Genomic DNA, 17,448 nt, shown 5'->3' on the forward strand with positions numbered 1-17,448 from the left:
TCAGAACATATGTGGAACGCCAGTCCGAAACTGTGGAAACCGGCCGAGCTGTCGTGCATTGCGACGACATGACATTATTGCGCGTCGCCAGTTACAATATCCGTAAAGCCATCGGCACCGACCGCCGTCGCGTCCCCGAAAGAGTGCTGGAGGTGCTTGCCGAGGTCGATGCTGACATCATCGCATTGCAGGAGGCGGATCGGCGTTTCGGCGTGCGGTCGGCGGCGATCCCGCCGTGGCTGCTGGACGCGCAGAGCCCCTACAAGGCAGTGCCGCTCAATGTTCATCATGACAGCATGGGCTGGCACGGCAACGCTATCCTGGTGCGCAAGGGGGCGACGATCGCCACGCATGACATATTGCATCTTCCCTGCCTGGAGCCGCGCGGCGCGATCATGGCGGAAGTCGGCTTGAATGGTGTCGCCATACGCGTGTTCGGCATGCATCTCGACCTGTCGGGACTGTGGCGGCGACGGCAGGCGGCTGCGATCATTCATGCCGCGGCAGCGCGCGAGACGATGCCCACCGTGCTGATGGGCGACCTTAATGAATGGAGCGCCAATCGGGGCTGCCTTGCCGATTTCGCCCGGCATTACAGCTTCGCGCCGTGTGGACGCAGCTTTCATGCGCAGCGGCCGGTCGCTCGGCTCGACCGGATCATGCATTGCGGCTTGATGCGGCTGGTGGATTGCGGCGCGCATGACAGCGCGGCGGCGCGCAAGGCGTCGGACCATCTGCCGATCTGGGCGACGGTCGACATCGGCTGATGCGCTCGACAAGTTCGCCTGTCTCTGCGATCCATCGCGCATGAGGGAGAAGGAACTGCGGCTGGCGCTGGTCTGCTATGGCGGCATCAGCCTGGCGATCTACATGCACGGGATCACCAAGGAAATCTGGCGGCTGACGCGCGCCAGCCGATCCTTTCACGATGGCGAAGCGCCCGGTAAAGGCAGCCAGGGCGTCTATCATCGCCTGCTGGCCGAAATCGAGGCGACCACCGGTACGCGGTTGCGGGTGATGCCCGACATCATCGCCGGCGCAAGCGCTGGCGGGATCAACGGCATTTTCCTGGCGCAGGCGATCGAAACCGGCCAGTCGCTCGATCCGCTGACGGACATGTGGCTGGAACAGGCCGATGTCGACAAGCTGCTCGATCCCGACGCGCGGCCGGCCCGGCGTATCACCAAATTCTGGGCCACGCCGATCGTGTGGATGGCGGCGCGCCGGCCTGGCGACGCGGTCGAGCGCACGGTCGCGCCCGACACGCGCGAAGAAGTCCGGCACAAGCTGTCCAACTTCATTCGCTCGCGCTGGTTCGAACCACCCTTTGGCGGCGCGGGGCTTTCGACAATGCTGCTCGATGCCTTCGATGCGATGGCCGCCTCGCCGCCGGGGCCGGCGCTGCTGCCCGCCGGCCACCCGCTCGACCTGTTCGTCACGGTCACCGATTTTGACGGTCATCCCGAAAGCCTGACCCTTAACAGTCCGCCGCAGGTGATCGAGACGGAACATCGCCTGTCGATAGGGTTCAGCGCGCGGGGCCGGTCCGACCGCACTTTTGCAGATATCGCCGAACTGGTCTTCGCCGCGCGCGCGACATCCAGCTTCCCCGGAGCCTTCCCGCCCTTCACCGTGCGCGAACTGGACGAAGTGCTCAAACGCCGGCACCGCGCATGGTCGGGCCGGGCGCGCTTCCTCGCGCGTATCCTGCCCCGTCAGAGCGTGATGGGCACGGCCGAGGATGCGGTGCTGATCGACGGATCGGTGCTTGCCAACGCCCCCTTTCGTCAGGCCATAGATGCGCTGCGCAATCGGCCTTCCCGTCGCGAAGTCGATCGCCGCTTCGTCTATATCGATCCCAAGCCCGGTCATCGTTCGATCCGCCTCAATCGCGAGGGCGGGCCCGCTGCCGAACCGGAACACGGCCAGGCCCCGCTCCCCGGCTTTTTCCGCACCATCTTCGGCGCGCTGAGCGATATCCCGCGCGAACAGCCGATCCGCGACAATCTTGAGATGCTTGAAAGGCATTCCGCGCGCGTGCGGCGCACGGGCCGGATCATCGCCGCGCTGCGCGCCGACATCGACGAGGAGGTCGAGAGCGCAATCGGCGGTATGCTCTTCCTCGACCGCCCGACACCGCTGCGGCTTTCGGCCTGGCGTGCCAAGGCGCAGCAGCGCGCCGCCAGTGCCGCGGGGTTTGCCTACCCAGCTTATGGCCACCTCAAGCTGTCGGGCATCGTCGAAGATCTGTGCAGCCTGCTCTTTCGCCTCAGCGGCCAGGAAGACGCGCTGATGCGCGAAAGCTTTCGCCAGGCTATCTGGGGCCATGTCCGTGCGATCGGCGCGGACCAGTTGACCGGCGCGGTCAATGCGCGCTCGGCCCCGGTCCAGTTCTTTCGCACCCACGATCTTGCCTTTCGCATGCGCAGGCTGCGCTTTCTGGCCCGCCGTCTTGCTGAAACGCTGGAGGTTGAAAGTGAAGCGGACGACGCGGCGGTCACGATAATGCGTGATGCCATCTATCAGGGCATCGCCCATTATGCCGAATGCGCGGCAATCGAAACCTATGGCGATGATGTGCGCGCGGCTGCGCGCGACACGCTTGCCGATCCCGCCGGCGCGCTGGAGGCGCTGGCCGCTGCACGGGGGTTGCGCGCGCGCGACGAAGCAGCCGACATGATGCTTTCCGACGCATTGTGGGGCCTGCCCAAGGCGGAGCGGCGCGTGATGCTGCTTGCCTATCTCGGCTTTCCCTTCCTTGATATTGCCACCCTTCCACTGCTTCAGGGTGACGCGGCCGACGAATATGACCCGATCAAGGTCGATCGCATTTCCCCTGAGGACTGTAGCGCGATCCGGCCTGGCGGTGCGGACGCCACGCTCAAGGGGATCGAATTCAACAATTTCGGCGCCTTCTTCAGCCGCGCCTATCGCGAGAATGATTATTTGTGGGGGCGCTTGCACGGCGTCGAACGGCTTCTGGACATCGTGATTTCGGCAATGCCCGCCGCGACCCGCCTTTCGGACGAGTCGCGGCACGAGTACAAGCGTTTGGCGTTTCTGGCGGTGCTGGATGAGGAGGAGGATCGCTTGCCCCTCGTCGCGGAACTGATTGCCGAACTGCGGAAGGAGATTGGGTGACGCGGAATTACAGCCGCCAGACCGCTCTGGTCCTGCTGCTTCTTGCCGGCGGCTGCGATGCCACGCCGGATGAACGACGCGCCGATACAGTCGCGCCTGGGGACGCAGAAACGGACGTCGTATCCGGCCCGTCACAAGCCGAAGCGATCTCTGCAAATATGACGGTGCCGACCGCCGTGCCGGCCAAGCGCAGCCCCGACAGCCGCCATGCGTCGATGTTGCCCGATCCGCCCGGCATACTGGCTCCTGAACCATCGCTGCCTCTTTCGGCATTGTCGGTGTCGTCGACCATTCAGTCGGGGGACCTGCCGCCGTCGGACGATGCCGCCCCTGTGGGCGTCTTTCCTGATGAAGTGCTCGCCTTCATGGTCGATCGCGACGGCTGCGATCATTTCCGGGGGGAGGAGCCATTTGATAACGAACGGCGCGTCTATCTGGAACAGAATATTCAGCAGCTATGCACCGGCACCGATGCGCGTCTCGCCACGCTGCGCCGCCGATATAGTTTGCAGGCTGATGTTATGGCAGCGCTCAGCAGCTATGAAGACCGTGTCGAAGCGCCAGCGCGCCCCTTGGACAAATTGCCCTGATGACAGGCAAGAACGACGGCGCTAGGGGAAGCGCATGCTGGGGGCAATCAGACGATCGGAGCATGCGCGCGGGCTGCTGACCGCGCTGGCGCTGCTTGTCTTCGCAATTCAGCTCATTGCTCCGTCCGGCTTTATGCCGATCCGCACGGATCGCGGCGTCGTGGTGACGCTGTGCACCGGGCAGGGTGCGGTCAATGTCATCGTCCATCGCGACAGCTTGGCCGGTGATGATGCGCCCGCAACCGACGATCGTGCGACCACCAAGCCCTGCATCTTCGCTGGGGCGGCGGCGCATGCGTCATTGCCCTCGCTCGCTCTCGCAGAGGAAACGCTGCCGGCCTGGACGCTTGCGTTCGGGACGATCGCCTTTGCGCTCAAGACAGGCTGGATCGCTCGTCTGGCCGCGCCTCCTCCGCCCGCTTTGGGACCTCCGATGCTTTTCTGAACACCGCACGCATGGACCGGTCATTTCGTGCCGGATCATAACTTCGTTCATTAAGGTATCAATTCATGCCATCTATTCTTTCGCGCAGCGTATCGCTGTGCGCGCTCATTGTAGCATTGTCGCCCGCCATCGCATCCGCAGACGAAAGCGACCCCATCATCGTCACCGCCATTCCCGCCGTCGCCGAAGCGGCAGTGCGGGTCGCGCGAACGCCGGGCGGTGTCGATATCGTATCCGCATCCGATTTCGAGGACAGGCTCGCTGTATCGCTGCGCGATGCGCTGGCATTTTCTCCCGGCGTCTACACCCAGTCGCGCTTCGGGCAGGAGGTGCGGATATCGATCCGCGGATCGGGCATCAGCCGCGGCTTCCACATGCGCGGCCTTACGCTGCTCCAGGATGGCATTCCTATCAACTTGGCCGATGACAACGGCGATTTTCAGGAGCTGGACCCGCAAGTCTTCCAACATATCGAAGTCTATCGCGGCGGCAATGCGCTGCGGCTTGGCGGTTCGACGCTGGGCGGCGCGATCAATGCGGTAACGCCCACCGGCCGCAGCGCCCCCGGACTCGACATGCGCGTCGATGGCGGTGCTTTCGGCACGCTGCGCGGCAAGATCGCCTATGGCCATGCGGATGAATGGGGCGATGTATGGGCGGCCGTTACCGCGGACCGTTCCGACGGTGATCGCGATCATGCGACCCGCAAATCGCTGCGCTTCAACGGCAATGTCGGCGTCCGGCTGACTGACGCGATCGAAAACCGCTTTTATGCCAGCCTCCAGACGATCCGACAGGAACTGCCCGGCGCATTGAACGAAGCGAATGCGCTGGCGCATCCAAGCAGCGGCAATTTCTTTGGCGATCAGGCACGCGATATCGACTCGATCCGCCTTCAGAACCGAACCAGCGTGGATCTGGGGGAGGCGAAGCTGGCGGTCGGCGCTTATGTCAATGCCAAGCAACTCTATCATCCGATTTTCCAGGTTATCGACCAGAAGTCGACAGATTTCGGCGCGTTCGCGGGCGTCGACCTCGCCGGCACCATAGGTGGCATGGCAATCGAGGCGACGCTGGGCACGCAGGCCCGGTTCGGACAGGGCACCGCGCGCCAGTTCGTCAACATGAATGGCGCACGCGGCGCGCTCACGGCGCTTGGCTATGTCAAGGCGCGTACGATCAACAGTTACGGCGAATTGCGCGTCGCTCCAGTGCGCGACTTGTGGATCATCATGGGTGGCCTGCACACATATGGTCGTCGGGAAGTCGACAACCGCCTCGTGCCGGTGCGCAGCGGCGCGGCGCGGTTCGATGCCTTTTCACCCAAGATCGGGCTGCTCTATGAAGCCGCGCCAGCGGTGCAATTCTATGCCAACTACAATCGGTCGGTCGAACTTCCCGGCTATTCGGAACTGAACCAGTCCCCGTTTGCGACGAGCGCGGGCAACGTCCCGACCCCAGGCTTCGTTGATGTCGGACCGCAAAGGGCATGGACTGTCGAGTTCGGTACGCGCGGCCATGCCGGCATCGCGGCCTGGGACATCAGCCTTTATCGCGCCGACATCCGGGGCGAAATGCTGCAATATAATCCCGGCCTGACCACTGGCGTCCCCGCCGCGACTTTCAATGCGGACCGGACCCGGCATCAGGGGATCGAAGCAGGGCTGGACCTGACGCTGACGCAATGGGCAAAGCTGCGGCAAGTTTATACCTGGAGCGACTTCCGCTTTCGCGATGACGCGCAATATGGCGATAATCGGCTGCCGGTCGTGCCGCGTCATGCTTATCGCGCGGAACTGAAATTGGGTACGGATGCGGTCAGCGTGTCGCCTGCTGTCGAATGGATACCCCGGGGCGCATGGGTCGATTATGTGAACAGCAAGCGCGCGGGCGGCTATACCATGCTGGGCCTGTCGGCTCAGGCGCTGGTCAAGGATGGGGTGACGCTGTTTCTGGACGCGCGCAACCTGACCAATCGCAAGGCGGTGGGCGATATCAGCGCGCTCGTAAAATATCTCCCCGACAATCCATCGACGCCAGCGGATGAAAGCAGCGCCAGCTTTTATCCACTGGAACGGCGCGCCGTTTATGGCGGTGTGCGGGCGCGATTCTGAAGCGCGGCGGCGCTTTCTGTCGCGCGGTGTGACGCGCCATGCCGGGTTGGTCCAATAGTGACCCGATGGGCCACTCCCTTGTGCCTGACGGCGGAGCGGGCGCATTAGCTGGCGACCAGAATCTGAAGTTCACACCATTATACAGGTGTCGATCGAACCTTCGGATTCATCTGGGTTGCCAGCAAAGATATGATTCCGGTGCGGTGGATTGAAATCCGCTGCACCGGACCTTGTCGACCTTGTGACAGCCACCGCAAGCCAGGTGCTAAAGCCATGATGACCCCGCTTAAAATCGATGGCATCAACGGTGAACATACGGCTGTTCCATACGCATCGCTGCGCACGAAATGAACACCATCAAAATGACATTGATACGTCATTGAAAATATTGGTGCGGGCGGGGGGACTCGAACCCCCACGGGCAGGGCCCGACGGATTTTCTTACCAGCTACGGCTTTCGCCGCCGCCCGGATGGGCGTTTGTGGTCTGGACTATCCCTTCACCATGCCCCGGCAGGGCCGGGGGGTAGGTGCTGCCCGTCTAGTCTCTACACCTTCCCGAAAGCGATGCTTTCGGGCTTGGCTCGGGATTGCCAGATTAAAGGTTTCCCCGACTTTGAGCAGTTCTACATCACGGGTTTCCCCGCGCGCACTCAATGGCCTAAGTCCGTTGCGTCTACCGATTCCGCCACGCCCGCTTGACCAAGGTCAGCTATAGTCAGCGCAAGCATGGTCGCCAAGCAGGATATGTCACTTGTGCCCAGCTTCGTCGTCGAAATCGGGAGACGGGGTGGCTTGCGCTTGCGCCTGACCAGTTGACGGCGTGGCGTCAGCCCGCTGCGTCTACCGATTTCGCCATGTCCGCGCGGCTGTACCCCTGCCGGGTAGGCCCGCAAGGTCAGGGCTTGGCCCGTCATCGGCGCAGCGCGGCTATTTGCCGTTCAATCGCTCGCGCATTTCCTTGCCCGGCTTGAAATAGGGCACCTTCTTTGCCGATACCGGCACCTGTTCGCCGGTGCGGGGATTGCGGCCGGTGCGTGCGTCGCGCGCGCGGGTCGTAAAGGCGCCGAAGCCACGCAATTCGACACGGCCACCCGACGACAGCCGGTCGACGATTTCGCGGAAGAACAGATCGACGATCTTTTCGACTTCGACTGTCGTCAGGCCAGGATTTTCCTGCGCGAGAATTTGGACCAATTCGGAACGGATCATCGTGCTGCCAGCTCCTTGCATGCGCCCCTTACGCATGTGTGCAAAGCAGCATAGAGTATCGGTAAGGCACTGACAATGTGTTGCGCCGCGACACTGTCATTATGGAAAAGGCCCGCCGAACTTGCGTCCGACGGGCCTTTTTCCGTTCCGGCAGGAAAGAAGGCTTATCAGCCCTCGTTCTTGGCCTTGAGCGCTTCGCCCAGGATGTCGCCGAGCGATGCACCGCTGTCGGACGAACCATATTGGGCAACGGCCTGCTTCTCTTCGGAAATCTGCAGGGCCTTGACCGAGAAGTTGGGCTTCTTGGCGCGGTCGAAACCGATGACCAGGGCGTCGAACTTCTGGCCGACCTGGAAACGCTCGGAGCGCTGCTCGTCGCGGTCGCGGCCAAGGTCGCTGCGCTTGATGAAGCCGGTCGCGCCGTCCTCGCCAGCCTGGACTTCCAGGCCGCCGTCGCGGACTTCCAGCACCGTCACGGTGACCGTCTGGTTGCGGTTCAGGCCGGCGGCCGCAGCCGATGTGCCACCGGCGGCGGGGCCACCGCGTTCCATCTGCTTGATGCCAAGGCTGATGCGTTCCTTTTCGACATCGATGTCGAGAACGACCGCCTGAACCGTTTCACCCTTGCGATGCAGCGCCAGCGCGTCTTCGCCCGAAATGCCCCAGGCGATGTCGGACATGTGGACCATGCCGTCGACGTCGCCGTCCAGGCCGATGAACAGGCCGAATTCGGTCGCGTTCTTGACTTCGCCTTCGACCACCGAACCGATCGGGTGGCGCTCGGCAAAGCTGTCCCAGGGGTTCGAGATCGCCTGCTTGAGGCCCAGGCTGATGCGGCGCTTTTCGGGATCGACCTCCAGCACGATGACGTCGACTTCCTGGCTGGTCGAAACGATCTTGCCGGGGTGGACGTTCTTCTTGGTCCAGGACATTTCCGAAACGTGGACCAGGCCTTCGATGCCCGGCTCCAGTTCGACGAAGGCACCATATTCGGTGATGTTCGTGACCCGGCCCGACAGCTTCGCGCCGACGGGATATTTGGCCGATGCGCCTTCCCACGGATCGCTCTCAAGCTGCTTCATGCCGAGCGAGATGCGCTGGGTGTCGCGGTTGATGCGGATGATCTGCACGCGAACGGTGTCGCCGATGTTGATCATCTCGTTGGGGTGGTTGATGCGCTTGTAGCTGAGGTCGGTGACGTGCAGCAGGCCATCGATGCCGCCCAGGTCGACGAACGCGCCGTAATCGGTGATGTTCTTGACGACGCCTTCGATGATCTGACCCTCGGCCAGCGTCTGGATGAGGCCGCTGCGCTGTTCGGCGCGGGTCTCTTCCAGAATGGCGCGGCGCGACACGACGATGTTGCCGCGGCGACGATCCATCTTGAGGATCTGGAAGGGCTGCGGAATGTCCATCAGCGGGGTGACGTCGCGCACGGGGCGGATATCGACCTGCGAACCGGGCAGGAACGCCACGGCGCCGTCCAGGTCGACGGTGAAACCGCCCTTGACGCGACCGAAGATGACGCCTTCGACGCGCGCGCTTTCGGTGAATTCGGCTTCCAGCTTGTCCCACGCGGCTTCGCGGCGGGCGCGGTCGCGCGACAGCATGGCTTCGCCATGGGCGTTTTCGACGCGGTCGACATAGACTTCGACTTCATCGCCGACCTTGATGTCCGCCTTCTGGCCCGGCATCGCGAATTCGCGCAGCGGCACGCGGCCTTCGGACTTCAGACCGACGTCGATGACGGCCAGGTCGTTTTCGATGGCGGTAACGGTGCCCTTGACGACGCGGCCTTCAAAGCCGCCGTCCTCGCCACCGAGGGAATCATTGAGAAGCGCGGCGAAATCGTCGCGCGAGGGGAATGCCGTAGAGGCCATATGTCGTCCTTCACTCATCATTGCTGGCCAACCGGTTGTATCCGATGGTCTTTGGCCAAACCGTCCACAACGCCCCATGCGCTGAAGACATCCGCCGAACGGGGGCAGTGGCAAACGCTCAGGCCGTGAAAAGCGAAAAGGGCGCCCGGAAAATCCGCGCGCCTTGTCGGGTCAGCCGGGCCATTTCAGGCGGGACGGCGACCTTCAAGCTGGGCGTCGACCAGCGCGATCGCTTGGCTGACGGCCTGCGCTATAGTCAAATCGCTGGTGTCTAGCAAGTCCGACCCGGCCGCCATCTTCAACGGGGCCGTTTCCCGGCTCATGTCGCGCGCATCGCGTGCCTCGATGTCGGCGACCAGGGCCTCCAGGCTGGGCGCGCCGCCGTGCGCCAGGCCCTCGGCATAGCGCCGCTGGGCGCGCACCGCCACGCTGGCGGTCACGAACAGCTTGGCATCGGCATCGGGCGCGATGACCGTGCCGATGTCGCGTCCGTCCAGGATGGCGCCGCCCGGCTGCGTGGCGAATTCACGCTGGCGCTGGACCAGCGCCAGACGGACGCTTTGATGGACCGACACGCGCGATGCGATCGCGCCTATCGCTTCGCTGCGCAGCGCGGCGTCATCGAGCAGGCTGTCGTTGAAATCGCAGCCCGCCAGCGCGTCCGATTCCAGATCGGGGTCGCCGCCGGCGTCGAGCACCGACAATCCCACCGCGCGATACAGCAATCCGGTGTCCAGGCAGGGGAGGTCATAATGGCGGCCGAGCGCCTTGGCGATAGTCCCTTTGCCCGATGCCGCCGGGCCGTCAACCGCTATGATCATACCGCTTTTTTCCAGAAAAATGTTTTGATGAGGCCCAGCAGCGCGATCAGCGCCCAGACGATTTCCAGCGCCATCGACGCCAGATTGAAATGCACCGTCAGCGAAGCGATCAAAAGCAGCGATCCGGCGAGATTGAGCAGGTTGAAGACAATGAAATTCATCGTGCGCGCTATATTGCTATAGGCATAGGCGATCACCATCAGCGCGCTGCCCAGCAACCCTATGACATTGGCCAGGTCAAATGTCATCCGAACGCTCCCAGCCTCTTTAGCAACGCGACGAAGCCCGGAAAGCTGGTCGCCACCGGCCGCATGTCGTCGATGGTCACGCCATCGCGCGACACCAGCCCCGCCACCGCAAAGCTCATCGCGATGCGATGGTCCAGCCGCGCCGCGATCGGCCCGCCCCCGGCCAGCGGCGCGCCGCCGCTGCCTTCGATGATCAATCCGTCCTCCAATTCCTCCACCGGCACGCCGATGGCGCGAAGCCCCGCCGCCATGGTCGCGATACGGTCCGATTCCTTGACCCGCAATTCCTCCAGCCCGCGAAACACGCTGCGCCCCTGTGCCAGCGCGGCGGCGATGAAGGCGACGGGATATTCGTCGATCATGGCCGGCGCGCGCGCCGGGTCCGGCTCCACGCCGTTCAGCGCCGATGCGGTGACAACCAGGTCGCCGACCGGCTCTCCGCCCACTTCGCGCGCGTTGGTGACTTCGATGGCGCCGCCCATTTCCCGCAACAGGTCGATGAGGCCGGCCCGCGTCGCATTCAACCCGACATTGGCGATCGTCACCCGCGACCCTGGCACCAGCAGCGCCGCCACCATCGGAAAGGCCGCGGAGGAGGGATCGCCCGGCACGACGATCTGCTGCGGCTTCAACTCCGCCTCGCCCGCCAGCGTGATGATCCGCGTTCCGTCCGCCTCGACCTCGACAGTCAGTTCCGCGCCAAAGCCCTTCAGCATCCGCTCGCTATGGTCGCGCGTCGGCACCGGCTCGACCACGCGGGTGATGCCCGGCGCGTTGAGCCCGGCGAGCAGGATCGCCGACTTGACCTGCGCCGACGCCACCGGCAACCGGTAATCGATGGGCACCGCCGGGCAAAGGCCCCGCATCGTCAGCGGCAAGGTGCCGCCCGGACTGGTAGTGAAACTCGCGCCCATCTGTGTCAGCGGATCGATCACGCGCCCCATCGGCCGCCTGCTCAGTGATGCGTCGCCGGTGAAGGTCACGGTCAGGTCATGGCTGGCCACCAACCCCATCAACAGCCGGGTGGACGTGCCGCTATTGCCCATGTCGATCGCCTGTCGCGGTTGCAGCAGCCCGCCCACGCCGACGCCATGGACATGCCATGTCCCGTCATCGTCGCGTTCGATCTGCGCGCCCATCGCGCGCATCGCCGCCGCCGTGGCCAGCACATCCTCGCCCTCCAGCAAGCCTTCCACCCGGCTTTCGCCCACCGCCAGCGCGGACAGCATCAGCGCGCGGTGCGATATGCTTTTGTCGCCCGGTACGCCCGTCGTGCCGGCCAGCGGCGGGGCGGCGGCAAAGGTGCGGGGCTGGGGGTGGTCGTCGCTATGGGACATGAACATCCGGAAGGCTGGAGAGAACAGAAAAAGAGCGGACGGCTTTTGACAGCGCGGTCTCGCTATGGCAAGGCGCGCGACGCTTCGCGGGCAACGACTGTTGGCCTGCGTTATTTCTGTTTGAACAAGAAGGACAAGGCCGGACATGGTGAAGGCTGAATGGGGCACGAAGCGAACTTGCCCGAAATGCGCCACGCGTTTCTACGATCTGGGCAAGGACAGCCCGGTCGTTTGCATCAATTGCGGCAATCCCTGGGATCCCGAACCGGTGCTGAAATCGAAGCAGCCGCTCCCCTATGAGGAGGCCGCCCCCAAGAAGGTGGTGGAAACCGCCGATGGCGAACTGGAGACCGCGGACGACGATCTGGACATTGATATCGACGTCGATGACGACGATGTTTCGCCCGATAATGATGTCGACCTGGGCGGCGACGACGACCTTGGCGTCGATGCCGCCGGCGACGATAGCGACGACGATAACTGAGTGAATTTTATACTTGCCAAGGAGTGCGCTGCCGCCTAATGGCAGCGCCTCCAAAGCGGCGCCGGACCCGACGGCGCCTCGGAATTGGGGCCTTAGCTCAGCTGGGAGAGCGCCTGCATGGCATGCAGGAGGTCAGCGGTTCGATCCCGCTAGGCTCCACCATTTCCGCCATTTCGATGGATCTTGCCGGCCCTTGCCTCAGGCGGTCGGGCGCTTTTCGAAACCGACAAATCCTTCCGTTTCGACCGGTTGGGCGATCACGCGCAAAACCCGCGCCGCCGGCGGCCCTTCATGGGCCTGCGCGATGAACTGCTCTATCGCCTCGGCCGCGCCTTCGACCCACATCTCGACGCTTGCGTCGCGGCGATTGCGGACCCAGCCCGACAGGCTGAGGTCGCGGGCCAGCGCCACGGCCCAGTTGCGATAAAAGACGCCCTGCACGCGGCCCTGAATGATCAGGTGGCGTGCAGTCACCGGCATCAGTGGACCCGCTTGATCCAGGTGTGCCCGCCTTCGCGCGTTTCGGTGATGAAGTTGGGCAGTTCGCCGATCAGGTCGGACAGCCGCTTGAAACCGTAATTGCGCACGTCGAAGCTCGACCGGTTGCCCGCGAGCTGGCCCACGGTGCCCAGTCGCACGAAACCCCGCTCATCGCGCTTGGCCGACCCGTAAGCGTCGATCAGCAGCTTGATCAGTTCGGGGTCGTCCGCCGGCTTGGATCGCAGGATCGACGGGGGCAGGGGCAGCGATTCGATGCTGTCGACCGGCCCGGCTTTCACCGCTCGCCTTATGGGCGGCGGTGCCTCCGCCACCGGCGCCTTGCTGTCCACCGGGCTTTCGGCGGCGGCCAGAACCTCGACGTCGATGAAGCGCGTGCAGGCCCGGCGAAAGCCTTCGGGCGTGCGCGCGGTGCCAAAGCCATAGACCGGCATCCCCTGCTGCCGGATGCGCGATGCCAGCGGGGTAAAATCGCTGTCGCTCGACATCAGCCCGAACCCGGTCACCCGGCCGCCGAACAACAGGTCCATCGCGTCGATGGTCATCTTCATGTCGGTGGCGTTCTTGCCCTTGGTCAGGTCGAACTGCTGTTGCGGCTCGATCGACTGGGCCACCGACAGGATCGCCCAGTTCTTGAGCGAGGGCTTGCTCCAATTGCCATAGGCGCGGCGAATGTTGACGGTTCCCAGTTCGGCCAGCACCGTCATCACCGGGTCGAAATGCGCGGCCGACGCATTGTCGGCATCAATCAGCAGGGCGACGTTGCCGCTGGCCGGGTCGGGTGACGTCATGGCATGGTCCTTCAGGCGGGGGAAAATGTGCCGCTTTGTTCGTCCAATATGTGCAACTGCCCGTCGGAAATCGCGAAAAACGCGCCCACCAGCTTGAGTTCGCCCTTGCGCTCCTTGGACCGGACGCATGCAAAGCTGCGCAGGTTGGCAAGGCTGACCTTGACGCCTTCCTGTTCCATCGCCCGATGCGCGTCGCGGCCCAGATCGTCGCCAAATTGCGCGACCACCGTTTCGCGCGCGTCGTCCAGCAGGTCGATCCAGTTGGCGATGAACCCGCCTTCGCCCGGCGGCGCATCCTTGAGTTCCTGGCTCAGCGCCGCTTTGCAGCCGCCGCATTTGCCATGGCCCATGACGACGATCTCGCCGACCTTGAGCACCTGAACCGCAAATTCCAGCGCGGCCGACACGCCATGATGGCCCGGTGCGGTTTCGAACGGCGGCACCAGCGCGGCGACGTTGCGCACGACGAATATCTCGCCGGGGCCAGTGTCGAATATCTGCGCCGGATCGACCCGGCTGTCGGAACAGGCGATGACCATCACGCGCGGGCTTTGGCCCTCGCTCAATTCGTCCCACCGTTCGCGCTGCTGCGTCCAGCCCGTTTCGCGGAAGCGGCGATATCCCGCCAGCATGTGAGCAAAGTCGGTCATGGGTCTCCAATCTCTATGGCTATGCAGCCTGTGCCCAACAAGATGGGGGCTGGCAAGTGGGCGTGCGCGTCGCTATCTGGGGCGCATGAACGAGATTTCTCCGATCACGCCCGAGATGGCGCCGCCAAGGGCCGAGCGCGCCCGCAAGCCAGACTGGATCCGCGTCAAGGCGCCGACCAGCCCCGCCTATCAGGAAACCCGCAAGCTGATGCGGGAAAAAGGCCTGGCGACGGTGTGCGAGGAAGCCGCGTGCCCGAACATCGGCGAATGCTGGAGCAAGAAGCACGCGACCGTCATGATCCTGGGCGACGTTTGCACCCGCGCCTGCGCCTTTTGCAACGTCAAGACCGGCATGCCGCGCAAGGTCGATGTCAACGAACCGCAGAATCTGGCCGATGCGGCCGCTGAAATGGGGCTTGAACATATCGTCATCACCTCGGTCGACCGCGACGACCTGCCCGATGGCGGCGCGTCGCAGTTCGTCAAGGTTATCCAGGCGCTGCGTCGCACCACCCCCGGCACGACCATCGAAATCCTGACGCCCGACTTTCGCAACAAGCACGAACGGGCGGTGGAAGCGATCGTCGCCGCGCGGCCCGACGTCTATAATCATAATCTCGAAACCGTGCCCCGGCTCTATCCCACCATTCGTCCCGGCGCGCGCTATTATGCGTCGCTGCGGCTGCTCGAAACGGTCAAGAAGCTCGATCCGTCGATCTTCACCAAGTCGGGCATCATGCTGGGCCTGGGCGAAGAGCGGCTGGAAGTGCATCAGGTGATGGACGACATGCGCTCGGCCGATATCGATTTCCTGACGATGGGCCAGTATCTTCAGCCGACCCCCAAACATGCCAAGGTCATCGAATTCGTGCCGCCCGCGGGCTTCAACGCCTATGCGGCGATCGCACGAGCCAAGGGCTTCCTTCAGGTCGCGTCCAGCCCGCTCACCCGGTCGAGCTATCATGCCGGCAAGGATTTCGCCGAAATGCGCGCCGCGCGCGAGGCAAAGCTGGCGAAGGCGCGCGGCTGATCCATGCCCCGGCACAATGAAACCCGGCACCTGCCCTACAGCCCGCAACAGATGTTCGACCTCGTGTCGAACGTCGCCGCCTACCCGCAATTCCTGCCGTGGGTCACCGCGATCCGGGTGCGGTCGGACAGCGAGAGCGAAATGGTCGCCGACATGATCGTCGGTTTCAAGGGCCTGCGCGAAAGCTTCACCTCGCGCGTGCACAAGCATCAACCCGACAGCGTGCGCGTCGATTATCTCGACGGACCGCTCCAGCATCTGCACAATCTATGGGAATTCCGGTCAGACGGGCAGGGCGGCACCTTCGTCGATTTCGAAGTTGAATTCACCTTCAAGAACCGCCTGTTCGAAATGATGGCGGGGCAGATGTTCGACAAGGCGCTGCGCAAGATGATCGGCGCGTTCGAAGGGCGCGCGGCGGCGCTTTATGGGGCCGGCGCGTCGGGCAACAGCAATTCGAGCGCGCAGAGCGCCGCCTGAAGGCGAACGCCGCCGCGTCCGTTATTTTCGAAATGTCGCATGTCGGCGACGACCTGGTCCGCGCCCGCGCCGCGTTCTGCCCGCGCGAACACGACGGTGCCCACCGGCTTCTGCTCCGATCCGCCGCCCGGCCCGGCGACTCCGGTGATCGCCACGGCGACCTGGGCATGGCTTTTGGCCAGCGCGCCCTGCGCCATGGCCCAGGCCGTGGCGATCGACACGGCCCCGAATGTTTCCAGAACATCCTGCGATACTTTTAGAAGTTCACACTTCATATCATTGGAATAGGTGATGAATCCGGCTTCGAAGACCTCGGATGAACCGACGATTTCGGTCAGCGCCGCGCATACGAGGCCGCCCGTGCAGCTTTCGGCGACCGCGATCGTCCGCCCGGCGCGGCGATTGGCGTCGATCACGCGCTGCGCGAGGTCGACCAGTGGGGCAGGCAATATGATGTCAGACATCGGGCGACGATAGCGCGGGGAGGGAGAGGGTGGCAATGGCCTGCGCCGCGATCCCTTCGCCCCGTCCGGTAAAGCCCAGCCGTTCGGTGGTCGTCGCCTTCACGCTCACCCGGTCCAGCGGCACGTCCATGATTGCCGCGATCCGCGCGCGCATCGCGTCGCGATGCGGCCCTATCCTGGGCGCTTCGCAGATGATGGTCAGGTCGACATGCTCGATCGTCCCGTCCCGCGCCGCCACGAGGGCGCGGGCATGCTCCAGAAAAAGCGACGATGCGGCGCCCCGCCATTGCGGATCGGATGGGGGAAAATGACTGCCGATGTCCCCCGCCGCCAGCGCGCCCAGGATCGCGTCGACCAGGGCATGGATCGCGACGTCTGCATCGCTATGGCCCGACAGGCCGCGATCATGGGGAATGCGGACACCCCCCAGCCACAATTGCTCGCCCGGTTCCAGCCGATGCACGTCATAGCCCATGCCGGTGCGCGTGGTCCGCGCGCCCCGCAGCCGCGCCTCGGCCGCGTCGAAATCGGCGGGATAGGTCAATTTCCCCAGCATTTCATCGCCTTCCACCAACATGACGTCATGACCCCGCACCGTCATCATCTGCGCATCGTCGGTCGCCTCGACCGCCGAGTCCCAGCCACGGTGCACCGCCAGGATTGCGTCGAAACCGAACGCCTGCGGCGTCTGCACCCGCGCCAGCGCGCCCCGATCCGTCACCGCCCCCGCCAGGTCGCCGGCTCGCGCCACCAGCGTATCGGCCACCGGCAGCACCGGAATGGCCCCGCCCGCGCCATCCAGCGCCGCCAGCAACCGGTCGATAACCCGCTGCGGCAGGAAAGGTCGTGCGCAATCGTGGATCAGCACCCGCGCGGCGCCGCCATCGGCCGCGATCGCCTCCAGCCCGGCGAGTACCGATTCGCGCCGCGTCTCGCCACCCGTCACGAAGCTCTCGATCGTCCGTCCCGCCAGCGCCGCGCGCGCCTGCGCCTCCTGGCCGTCGCCGACCACCAGGTAAACGGCGTCGATCCCGCCGTGCCCCGCCAGCGCATCGACGGCATGGGCGATCACGGGCTTGCCGCCGATCCGCCGGAACTGCTTGGGCACATCGCCGCCGGCCCTGTTCCCCTGTCCTGCGGCGACCAGCAAAGCCGCGGTCCTGTCGGAATATGCCTTCATCGCCCCGCGCATAGCCCCACAGAGGCCGGATCGCCAGAGCCAACCGACGCGCTTGCTTGCCGAAGGCGCCATTTCCCGCTATGG

General features: G+C 64.3%; 18 protein-coding genes and 1 tRNA gene. 9 read left to right on the forward strand and 10 right to left on the reverse strand.

The genetic code is table 11. The features are described 5' to 3' along the window. The first annotated feature begins 68 nt into the window (after positions 1-68). The 5 genes from WG908_RS09955 to WG908_RS09975 all read left to right on the forward strand — a co-directional run bounded on the left by WG908_RS09955 (position 69) and on the right by WG908_RS09975 (position 6,290). Positions 69-767, forward strand: a complete 699-nt coding sequence (locus tag WG908_RS09955; RefSeq protein ID WP_340186434.1) for an endonuclease/exonuclease/phosphatase family protein — start codon at positions 69-71, stop codon at positions 765-767. A 40-nt stretch (positions 768-807) separates the two neighbouring features. Beyond that, on the forward strand, positions 808-3,141 hold the full coding sequence (locus tag WG908_RS09960; RefSeq protein WP_340186435.1) for a patatin-like protein: 2,334 nt from the start codon (positions 808-810) through the stop codon (positions 3,139-3,141). Beyond that, on the forward strand, positions 3,138-3,731 hold the full coding sequence (locus WG908_RS09965; RefSeq protein ID WP_340186436.1) for a hypothetical protein: 594 nt from the start codon (positions 3,138-3,140) through the stop codon (positions 3,729-3,731). The genes WG908_RS09960 and WG908_RS09965 overlap by 4 nt, the downstream gene beginning before the upstream one ends. Before the next feature lie 34 nt (positions 3,732-3,765). Further along, positions 3,766-4,176 (forward strand): hypothetical protein, encoded by a 411-nt coding sequence (locus WG908_RS09970; protein WP_340186437.1) that lies wholly within the window; start codon positions 3,766-3,768, stop codon positions 4,174-4,176. Positions 4,177-4,241: 65 nt separating this feature from the next. Next, positions 4,242-6,290 (forward strand): TonB-dependent receptor family protein, encoded by a 2,049-nt coding sequence (locus WG908_RS09975; RefSeq protein ID WP_340186438.1) that lies wholly within the window; start codon positions 4,242-4,244, stop codon positions 6,288-6,290. 929 nt (positions 6,291-7,219) lie between these two features. Here WG908_RS09975 and WG908_RS09980 read toward each other — a convergent pair. The 5 genes from WG908_RS09980 to aroA form a co-directional block, all read right to left on the reverse strand. Beyond that, positions 7,220-7,501 carry an integration host factor subunit beta gene (locus WG908_RS09980; RefSeq protein ID WP_340186439.1) on the reverse strand — a complete coding sequence of 94 codons (282 nt, stop codon included), beginning with the start codon at positions 7,499-7,501 and terminating at the stop codon, positions 7,220-7,222. A 167-nt stretch (positions 7,502-7,668) separates the two neighbouring features. Further along, positions 7,669-9,381, reverse strand: coding sequence for a 30S ribosomal protein S1 (gene rpsA / locus WG908_RS09985; RefSeq protein WP_340186440.1), 1,713 nt, complete (start codon positions 9,379-9,381; stop codon positions 7,669-7,671). A 185-nt stretch (positions 9,382-9,566) separates the two neighbouring features. Further along, a complete protein-coding gene (gene cmk, locus WG908_RS09990; protein WP_340186441.1) occupies positions 9,567-10,202 on the reverse strand; it encodes a (d)CMP kinase in 636 nt (211 codons plus the stop codon). Beyond that, positions 10,199-10,450, reverse strand: coding sequence for a CBU_0592 family membrane protein (locus WG908_RS09995; protein WP_340186442.1), 252 nt, complete (start codon positions 10,448-10,450; stop codon positions 10,199-10,201). Before WG908_RS09995 ends, cmk begins: the two co-directional genes overlap by 4 nt. Continuing rightward, positions 10,447-11,787 (reverse strand): 3-phosphoshikimate 1-carboxyvinyltransferase, encoded by a 1,341-nt coding sequence (gene aroA / locus WG908_RS10000; protein WP_340186443.1) that lies wholly within the window; start codon positions 11,785-11,787, stop codon positions 10,447-10,449. The genes WG908_RS09995 and aroA overlap by 4 nt, the downstream gene beginning before the upstream one ends. Before the next feature lie 145 nt (positions 11,788-11,932). On the opposite strand from aroA, the gene WG908_RS10005 reads away from it, so the two are divergent. Both WG908_RS10005 and WG908_RS10010 read left to right on the forward strand, forming a co-directional pair. Continuing rightward, positions 11,933-12,271, forward strand: a complete 339-nt coding sequence (locus WG908_RS10005) for a TIGR02300 family protein (protein ID WP_340186444.1) — start codon at positions 11,933-11,935, stop codon at positions 12,269-12,271. 86 nt (positions 12,272-12,357) lie between these two features. Beyond that, positions 12,358-12,433, forward strand: a tRNA-Ala gene (locus WG908_RS10010). A 36-nt stretch (positions 12,434-12,469) separates the two neighbouring features. On the opposite strand, the gene WG908_RS10015 is transcribed toward WG908_RS10010, so the two are convergent. Genes WG908_RS10015 through WG908_RS10025 form a run of 3 tightly spaced genes read right to left on the reverse strand, consistent with a single transcriptional unit; the run spans position 12,470 to position 14,210 of the window. Beyond that, positions 12,470-12,751: an acylphosphatase gene (locus WG908_RS10015; protein ID WP_340186445.1), complete on the reverse strand. Its 282-nt coding sequence runs from the start codon at positions 12,749-12,751 to the stop codon at positions 12,470-12,472. Further along, a complete protein-coding gene (locus tag WG908_RS10020; protein ID WP_340186446.1) occupies positions 12,751-13,560 on the reverse strand; it encodes an NYN domain-containing protein in 810 nt (269 codons plus the stop codon). Before WG908_RS10020 ends, WG908_RS10015 begins: the two co-directional genes overlap by 1 nt. A gap of 11 nt (positions 13,561-13,571) precedes the next feature. Continuing rightward, positions 13,572-14,210, reverse strand: a complete 639-nt coding sequence (locus tag WG908_RS10025) for a carbonic anhydrase (RefSeq protein WP_340186447.1) — start codon at positions 14,208-14,210, stop codon at positions 13,572-13,574. An 85-nt stretch (positions 14,211-14,295) separates the two neighbouring features. On the opposite strand from WG908_RS10025, the gene lipA reads away from it, so the two are divergent. After that, entirely contained in the window at positions 14,296-15,240 is a 945-nt protein-coding gene (gene lipA / locus WG908_RS10030) for a lipoyl synthase (protein WP_340186448.1), read from the forward strand. A 3-nt stretch (positions 15,241-15,243) separates the two neighbouring features. After that, complete coding sequence (locus WG908_RS10035; RefSeq protein WP_340186449.1) at positions 15,244-15,720, forward strand: type II toxin-antitoxin system RatA family toxin; 477 nt, start codon at positions 15,244-15,246, stop codon at positions 15,718-15,720. Here the strand turns inward: WG908_RS10035 and WG908_RS10040 are convergent. Further along, positions 15,666-16,184, reverse strand: coding sequence for a CinA family protein (locus WG908_RS10040; RefSeq protein ID WP_340186450.1), 519 nt, complete (start codon positions 16,182-16,184; stop codon positions 15,666-15,668). The genes WG908_RS10035 and WG908_RS10040 overlap by 55 nt on opposite strands. Then, entirely contained in the window at positions 16,177-17,376 is a 1,200-nt protein-coding gene (locus WG908_RS10045; protein WP_340186451.1) for a bifunctional 2-C-methyl-D-erythritol 4-phosphate cytidylyltransferase/2-C-methyl-D-erythritol 2,4-cyclodiphosphate synthase, read from the reverse strand. Before WG908_RS10045 ends, WG908_RS10040 begins: the two co-directional genes overlap by 8 nt. Positions 17,377-17,448 lie beyond the last annotated feature (72 nt).

Source organism: Sphingobium anseongense (assembly GCF_037725245.1).
Classification (GTDB): domain Bacteria; phylum Pseudomonadota; class Alphaproteobacteria; order Sphingomonadales; family Sphingomonadaceae; genus Sphingobium.